This window comes from Mycobacterium sp. (assembly GCF_032162105.1).
Lineage (GTDB): Bacteria > Actinomycetota > Actinomycetes > Mycobacteriales > Mycobacteriaceae > Mycobacterium.
The window spans coordinates 1-7,954 of sequence record NZ_JAVRPS010000519.1; the positions used below are offsets into that span (position 1 = coordinate 1).

Annotated in this window: 7 protein-coding genes; all 7 read left to right on the top strand. The window is 64.8% G+C overall.

The genetic code is table 11. The features are described 5' to 3' along the window. On the top strand, positions 1–2,790 hold a 2,790-nt coding region (locus QOC69_RS26805), incomplete at its 5' end, for an acyltransferase domain-containing protein (protein WP_526445384.1). A gap of 9 nt (positions 2,791–2,799) precedes the next feature. Then, a complete protein-coding gene (locus QOC69_RS26810) occupies positions 2,800–3,795 on the top strand; it encodes an efflux ABC transporter ATPase subunit, DrrA-related (protein ID WP_526445386.1) in 996 nt (331 codons plus the stop codon). Next, positions 3,792–4,613, top strand: coding sequence for an ABC transporter permease (locus QOC69_RS26815; protein ID WP_526445388.1), 822 nt, complete (start codon positions 3,792–3,794; stop codon positions 4,611–4,613). Before QOC69_RS26810 ends, QOC69_RS26815 begins: the two co-directional genes overlap by 4 nt. Further along, the gene (locus tag QOC69_RS26820; protein WP_526445390.1) at positions 4,610–5,434 is read left to right on the top strand and encodes an ABC transporter permease; all 825 of its coding nucleotides are present in this window, start codon (positions 4,610–4,612) and stop codon (positions 5,432–5,434) included. Before QOC69_RS26815 ends, QOC69_RS26820 begins: the two co-directional genes overlap by 4 nt. 39 nt (positions 5,435–5,473) lie before the next feature. Then, positions 5,474–6,733 carry a phthiocerol/phthiodiolone dimycocerosyl transferase family protein gene (locus tag QOC69_RS26825; RefSeq protein WP_526445392.1) on the top strand — a complete coding sequence of 420 codons (1,260 nt, stop codon included), beginning with the start codon at positions 5,474–5,476 and terminating at the stop codon, positions 6,731–6,733. A 24-nt stretch (positions 6,734–6,757) separates the two neighbouring features. After that, positions 6,758–7,633: a class I SAM-dependent methyltransferase gene (locus tag QOC69_RS26830; RefSeq protein ID WP_526445394.1), complete on the top strand. Its 876-nt coding sequence runs from the start codon at positions 6,758–6,760 to the stop codon at positions 7,631–7,633. Beyond that, positions 7,617–7,954: flavodoxin family protein (locus QOC69_RS26835; protein ID WP_526445396.1), on the top strand; the 338-nt coding region annotated here is incomplete at its 3' end. The genes QOC69_RS26830 and QOC69_RS26835, both read left to right, overlap by 17 nt.

The window sequence follows — 7,954 nt, forward strand, 5'->3', positions numbered from 1 at the left end:
TTTCCCGGCCAAGGTGCTCAGCACGTCGGGATGGCACGCGGCCTCCATGAATCCGAGCCGGTGTTCGCCGAACACTTCGATCGGTGCGCCGCGGGGTTCAGCGAGGAATTGGGTATCGACCTGAGCGCGGAGGTATTCGACGGGGCCGGACGGAACTTGGAGCGCACCGATCGGGCCCAACCCGCACTGTTCGCCGTGGAATACGCGCTGGCGAAGTTGATCGAGTCCTATGGTGTTCGCGCGGCGGCGCTGGCCGGACACAGTATCGGCGAGTACGTCGCGGCCACCGTCGCAGGAGTCTTCGATCTCCCCACGGCGGTCAAGGCGGTATCGATGCGCGCACGTCTGATGCATGCGTCAGCGCGCGGTGTCATGGTCGCGGTGCCCCTGAGTCCCGATGCCCTGGCAGAGTACTTGTCCTCGGACGTCGACTTGGCCGCGGTCAACGACCCCAGCAGCTGTGTCGTTGCGGGTTCCGACGAAGGCATTCGCAAGTTCCAGGATCGCCTTGCCGAGGGAGGGATCGCGGCTCGTCGGGTTCGCACGGCGCATGCCTTCCATTCACGGTTGATGGATCCGGTGATTCCGGAGTTCAAGGGCTTTCTGTCTCGCCTGACGCTTCAGGAGCCGCAGATACCCCTGCTGTCCAACATCACGGGAACATGGATGTCGCCGAACGAGGCGACCGATCCAGCGACGTGGGCGCGCCAAATACGGGCCACCGTCAGGTTTTCCGACGAACTCGACGTACTGCTCGCCGAGCCGTCTCGCCTCGTCGTCGAGGTGGGTCCCGGTGGGAGCCTGACGGCCTCCGCAATGCGCCACCCCAGGTGGTCGAATGCGCACCGCGCGGTACGGCTCATGCGCCACCAAGTTCAGAACAAGGACGATCGCGACACGTTCCTGCTTGCGCTCGGAGCACTCTGGTCGGCGGGTGTCGACGTCGACTGGTCGCCCCTATCAGGGGGCCGTCGGCCGAACCGCGTGTCGCTGCCGGGTTATCCCTTTGTACGCCAGCGGCATTGGTTGGACCGCAAAGCCATCGTCGAGCGGCCAGAGAGTGCCACTGCGGTGAATGGGATGACGAAGGTACCCTCGGCTGAGCCCGGTGGCGGGAACGGCGCGGCCACCAGTGGCAGCTCGCCGATTGAGACCGCCCTGCAGCGCATTTGGGCGCAGTGCCTGGGTGTCGACTCCATCGACCGGAAGGCCAATTTCTTCGAGCTCGGCGGTGATTCGCTGATCGCGATCGGCGTAGCGATGACCGCTGCGAACGAGGGACTCGACCTCACGCCGCAGGACCTCTACGAGCACGAGAGCTTGGCTGCCCTGGCCGGCGCACTCACCGCCCGATATACGGCCGGCGGCCTGGGCCGCCAGTCGCCGGGTGACTCCGCGAATCCACCTGTTCCGCCCAATATCGCGTACTTTCTCGAGCATGGGCTGCGGGATACCGGCGCCTGGCGCACTCCCGTCATCCTGCAACTGCGCGCCGATGTCGCGGTGGACGACGTCAGGTCGGTACTCACGGCCGTGACGAATCATCACGATGCGCTGCGACTGCGGATCGTTGAGCGCGCGGGAGCGTGGGAGCAGCACGTCGACGAACCCCACGAGTTCAGCGACCTCGCCACCCGGTCACTCGACGCCGCGGAGCCCGCAAGCCCGCAGGAGCGGGAAGCCGTACTCGAGATCCTCAAGGAACACCTTCAGGGACCGGACTCGTCGAGCCCGCCGCTGGCCGCCGCGTACGTCCGTGGCCTGCCCGGTGGCCCGTGCTACCTCGCGATCAGCCTGCATGCGATGGTGGGCGACCATGCCTCACGAGACATCCTGCTCACCGACATCCTTACCGCGTTCGGGCAGCACCTGGCCGGCGAAGACATCGAGCTGCAACCCGTCACCACATCGTGGCGCGAGTGGTCTCAGCGTTGCGCCGGGCTCGCCACGCATCCCGCGGTCGTCGAGAGTCGTGGTTTCTGGCTGGAGAACGCGACGAAAGCGACTCTGCGGGTGGCCAGCCCGGGAGATGGACAGCGACCCGAGGTCGACGACCTGGTGCTGTTGTCGTCGAAGCTGACCGTTTCCGAAACCATGGAGATCGACGACGCACGGCGCAGGCTTCGGTTGTCGCTCGACCGAATCCTGGTGGCCGCACTGAGCCGGGCGATCGCGGAAGCCGTCGGCGAGGGTACCGTCGCCGTCGACCTCGGCGGGTCCGGCCGGTCTGTTCTGAGGCCGGACGTCGACCTGCGCCGGACGGTTGGCTCGTTCACCACCGTCTATCCCGTCGTGCTCACGTGCGCGAAGGGCAAGGACGAAAACACCAAACAACTGTTGGACGATGTGAACGACACACTGAATGCCGTGCCGCACTACGGAATCGGGTACGGCCTGCTGCGGTACACGTACGCGCCAACGGCGCGGCTGCTCGCCGCCGCCCGCCCAGCCGACATCTACCTATCGAACGTCGGGACGATTCCCGACCTACCGGCCCTGGCGTCAGGTGATGATGCCGTTCAGTTCGATACCGATACGGCGATGCCAGTGCGCGACACGATCCCAGGCCTCGGTCATGCCGTCGAGCTCCGGGTTTACCGTTCGGCTGGTGTGCTGCACATGGATTGGTGGTATGACAGCCGCCGGATCGAGCCGGGTTTGGTGGGTTCACTGGCCGAGGCATTTTCGATCGCTCTGACGCAACTGAGCCGGAAGGCCGTCGCGGAGGATGAAAACCATGCCGCCGGTGAGGAGATGGAACTGGTGGACTTGTCGTCGGCCGAGGTGTAGGAGAAGCGAATGTCTCGACACAGTAAGGCCGTAGTCGTCGACGGGATCCGCAAGTCGTTCGGTTCGGTCGTCGCACTGCGTGACATCAGCTTCGAGGTCGCCCACGGAGAGGTCCTCGGCTTACTCGGTCCCAATGGTGCGGGCAAGACGACAACGGTGGACATCCTGTCGACGCTCACCCGGCCGGATGGCGGCCGCGCGGCAGTCGCCGGGTACGACGTGCTCACCGATCCGGCCGGCGTGCGACGCTCCATCATGCTCACCGGTCAGCAGGTGGCCCTTGACGACCTGCTCACTGCGCGCGAGAACCTGGTGATGTTCGGTCGGCTGCAGGGGCTCAAGAAGTCGGAGGCGCGGTCGCGGGCGAAGGAACTGCTCGACCAATTCGACCTGGTCGACGCGGCGGACCGAAGCGTCGGTACCTATTCGGGTGGGATGCGCAGGCGCATCGACATCGCCTGCGGATTGGTGGTCCGTCCCGAGGTGGTGTTTCTCGACGAACCCACGACCGGACTGGATCCACGCAGCAGGCAAAGCATCTGGGACCTGGTGTCCTCCTTCAAGGTGGCGGGCATCGCAACGGTGTTGACCACCCAATATCTCGAGGAGGCCGACGCGCTGAGCGACCGTATCGTCGTGATCGATCACGGCACGGTCATCGCGCAGGGAACGGCCGACGAACTCAAGGAGCGAGCCGGAGCCACCTACTGCGAAATAGTCCCGCTGCACTTGGAGGATCTCGCCGCCGTGGCCGAGGCACTGGGCTCACTGTTGCCTGAGGAGCACCGGACGGCGTTGACACCGGCATCAGACCGCATCGCCATGCCGGCGCCCGACGGCCCGAACACCCTAGTGCAGGCCCTGTCACAGTTGAGTGCGGCGAACATCGAGTTGCGCGACATCGCGCTGCGCCGACCCTCGCTCGACGAAGTCTTTCTGACACTGACATCCGACAGCGCAGAAGACATCTCCGCGAGACGCGTTGAGGCGGGACTGCTCTCGTGATCGACACCTCAGCCGTCGGGCTGACCGTCCGGCCGCCGACATCGACCGCGCGGCAATGGTGGGTACTGACGGTTCGCGTGATCACACCTACCCTGCGCAATGGCGAAGTGCTCACCCTGGCCGCCGCGTCGATCATGTTCACGGTCGGCTTCTACATCCCCCTCAAACAGATCATGGGTGCCTACATCCAGGGCATGAGCAGCTATGCACAGTATCTAATGCCGCTGATCGTGCTGAACGGGATCGCGTTCGCCGCCCTTTCGGCGGCGTTCCGTTCGGCGACCGACTCGGTGCAGGGCATAAACCGGCGATTCAAGGCGATGCCGATTGCGCCGCTGACACCGGTCGCTTCACGGATGTCGGCGAGCATGTACCGCTGTGCCGTGGCTCTGGCGGCCGCACTGATTTGCGGTCATGTGATCGGGTTCCGGTTCTACGGTGGCGTGGCGCAAACCGTGGGTTTCTGTCTAGTGGCGCTGCTGATCGGGGCGGCATTGTCGTTGCTCGGGGACCTGATCGGCGTTGCGACGGAGAATCCTGAGGCCACCGTGCCTCTGATGCTGCTGCCGGTGATGATCTTCGGTCAGTTGTCGGTCGGACTGCAACCGGTGAAACGCTTCCCGGAGTGGATTCAACCCTTCGTTCGGGACCAACCGATATCGCAGTTCGTCTCCGCACTGCGCGCGTTGGCAGGAGACAGCACGGCAGCGGCAGGCGAGGCGACGTGGTCCATCGTCGGGCCGGCAATGGCCTGGCTGGTGGGCTTGATCGTGATCGTGATTCCGCTGCACCGCCTCGTTGCAACGAGGCGGCGATGATGGCTCATGCATCCGAAGTCATGACGGTTGGGCGGGGCCCCTGGGAGAACTCGCCTCGGCGGCTCGTACCGAACACCTGGGTGCTCACCGCGCGAGTACTTCGTCGGTGGAGCCGCGATCCCGCCACCGTGCTCGAGTCGCTGATCATGCCCGTCGCCTTGCTCGTGACATTGAACATCGTCCTGGGGAAGGGTATTTCGGAGGTCACCGGCGACAGTGCCCTGTATGGCAGCGTCCCGCTGATCGCAATGGTCGGGGCCATGTCCGGTTCGATGGTCGGCGGACTTGGCCTCATGCGTGAACGCACGGACGGCTTGTTGTCCCGGTTGTGGGTGCTGCCCGTGCACCGGGCGTCCGACCTGTTGTCGAGGCTGGCTGCCGATGCCGTCCGCATCGTGGGCACCACCGTGGTCGTCATGTGCGCCGCGTTCGTGCTGGGCTTCCGTTTCCGGCAGGGAATCCTGGCTTCGGTGGCGTGGCTGTTCGTCCCGACTGCCTTCGGGTTGGCGTTCACGGTGATCGTCATAACGCTCGCCCTGTACTCGGCGAAGACGATTGCGGTGGAGGCTACGGAACTCATCTGGGGATTGCTGATGTTCTTCAGCACCGGCTTCGTGCCGCTCGATCAATACCCACACTGGATTCGACCGGTCGTCGAGCACCAACCGGTGAGCTACGCCGTCGAGGCGATGCGCGGACTGTCGCTGGGCGGGCCGGTGCTGGAACCATTGGTCGGGCTGCTGCTTTGGTCGACGGGCATCGCCTTCGTGTGTGCCATACCGATGGCGATCGGATTTCGAAGGGCGAGTGTGCGCGAATGATGTCCTACGTCCCGACCAATCGCCGCCAGGGGGTTTGAAGTGTTTCCCACCTCAGCCATTCGCAACCTGGCGCGCAGCGAGGAAATGTTCGCCGAGACACACAATTTCGTAGGTCTCACTGCGCACATGAAGGGTCCGGTCGACATCGACGCGATGTCGGCGGCCTTCGATGCGCTGCTCGAGGCGCACCCGGTTCTTGCCGGGCACCTCGAGCGGCTTCCCGACGGGCGGCACCAGATCGTCGTCGACGATCTACTGCACCCAGGAATGGACGTGGTGGAGCTCGACGATCCGGCGGCAGAATCGCCGCGGATGCACCTCGACCAGGGCGAAGCGCTGATACATCTGCGCCTGACCATTCGTGACGGACAGGCGGAGCCGACCCTCTACATCCATCACTGCGTTGCCGACGGACACCACCAATTCACCTTCATCGAGGAGCTGTTCTCGTCCTACACGGACCTCGTCCGGACGGGAAGCCTCCCGTCGGTCACCGTCCAGCCCGCGCCGGTGTCCTTGGAGGTAACGCTCGCCGAACGGGGGGTAGCACAACAGAAGCGGTCCGGACTCGAGCGGTTCATGCCCGCCATGTTCGCCCACGCGCTACCTCCATCCCGGCGGGCTACCGCGGACGTCAGACCGGGTCTGCCCATGCGTGTCCCCGTGGCTCGATGCCGGCTGACCGAACGCGAGACCCACCAACTGATCTCGTTCTGCCGGACTCATCGGCTTCGCTCGAACGCGGTGTTCTCTGCAGCGATCCTGCTGGCGGAGTGGCAACTTCGCGACACGCCCAACATTCCGGTTCCCTACATCTATCCCGTCGACCTGCGGTACTTCCTCTCGCCGCCGGTGTCGGCGACCGCGTGCACCAACCCTCTTGGAGTGGCCACCTACCTCGCCCAGATCGACCACGACACCGACATCGCGGAACTAGCCCGCGACATCGCCGACACCTTCCAAGCAGACGTGTCCGACGGCGTCGTCCAGCAGTCTCTGCTTCACTTCAGCCCTCAGTACGTCGGGAATCCGCCCGGCTTGCCCGATGTCGTCATGTTCACCGACAACGGCCTGATTCCTCCGGTCCGTACACCTCCCGAGGTTGAGATGACCGGTTGCCACAGCGACATGTACTTCGCCGTCAACGCTGGGATTGACATGTACTCCGGTGGTATCTTCGCCGAGCGACTGTTCATCGAGCACCATTCCCACGCGCCGGCGCCGGAACGGTCGACCGAAGTCATACGGTCGCTGCTCTGCTCCCTTGCCGAGCAGCACGCCGCAACCGGTGTCAGTTAGCATCGGCCCGTCGACGGAGTTTCGATGACCAACAAGGTTCCGGTCGACCTCAGCGGCGCCGCGCAGACCATGCTGACGACTCTGTACCTCAAGGCGCTGGACGCTGACTTCGAGCGCCCGGTGCTGGGCGATCGGTACGCGAAGGATGCGGTCGGCCGACTCGATTACGACTGGCACGCGATCGGGATTACCGGCAGGTGGGCGCCGCTGATCACCGTGCGCACCGCTCAATACGACATCTGGGCACGACAGTGCCTGGCAGTCCACCCGGGCGCTGCGGTGGTGCATCTCGGGTGCGGTCTGGATAGCCGGGTCTTCCGGCTGGACCCCGGTCCTGGCGTGGAATGGTACGACGTCGACTATCCCGCCGTCATCGCGTTGCGCGAGAAGATATATCCCACACGCCCCAACTATCATCTCATCGCCACGTCCGCGACGGATCCGTCCTGGCTCGATCGGATTCCTGCGGACCGCCCCACGCTGCTGCTCGCCGAAGGCATCAGCATGTATCTGAAGGAACACGAAGGCGTCGCGTTGCTCAGGCGGGTCGTCGAGCGTTTTCCGTACGGCGAACTGCAGATCGACTTCTACAACTGGCTCGCGATCAGGTCGCAGAAGAGGCAGAAGCTGGTGCGGCGGTCCGGTTCGACGCTGCACTGGGCCGTCAATAGCCCGGATGGCATCCTCGACACGGTCCCCGGGGTCCGACTGTTGACCGCCACCTCGTTGTTCGACGCGAGCACGATGTTGCATGCCTCGACCGCGTTCCGGCTGGCGAGGTGCCTTGTTCGCGCGGTCCCGCCGGTGCGGAAGGCGTTGCAGTACCACCGTTATGCGTTCGGACCCGTCAACGTTTCGACCCCGACCACGAGGAGGTTCGGTAATGACGGACGAGATTGACGACGAGGGCGGCGATCGGCGACCGCGGGTCTTGCTCCTCTACTACTCGTACACGGGGCAGGCCCGCAGGGTGCTCGAGGCTGCGGGAGAGGTGTTCCGTGAGCGGGGGTGCGAGGTGCGCACTGCCGAAATCGAATTCACCGATCGGCGGTATGCAGACCGGTTTTCCCGCTTCCCGATGCGACGGGTGTGGCCCGACATGCTCAGCGTCCTGCCGGCCCAGACACGGCGCGCGACTGGGGAGATCCGGATTCCGGATGAGGTTCGAAGCGGCGGCTACGACCTCATCTGCATCGGCTCACCCACCTGGTGGCGGACCAC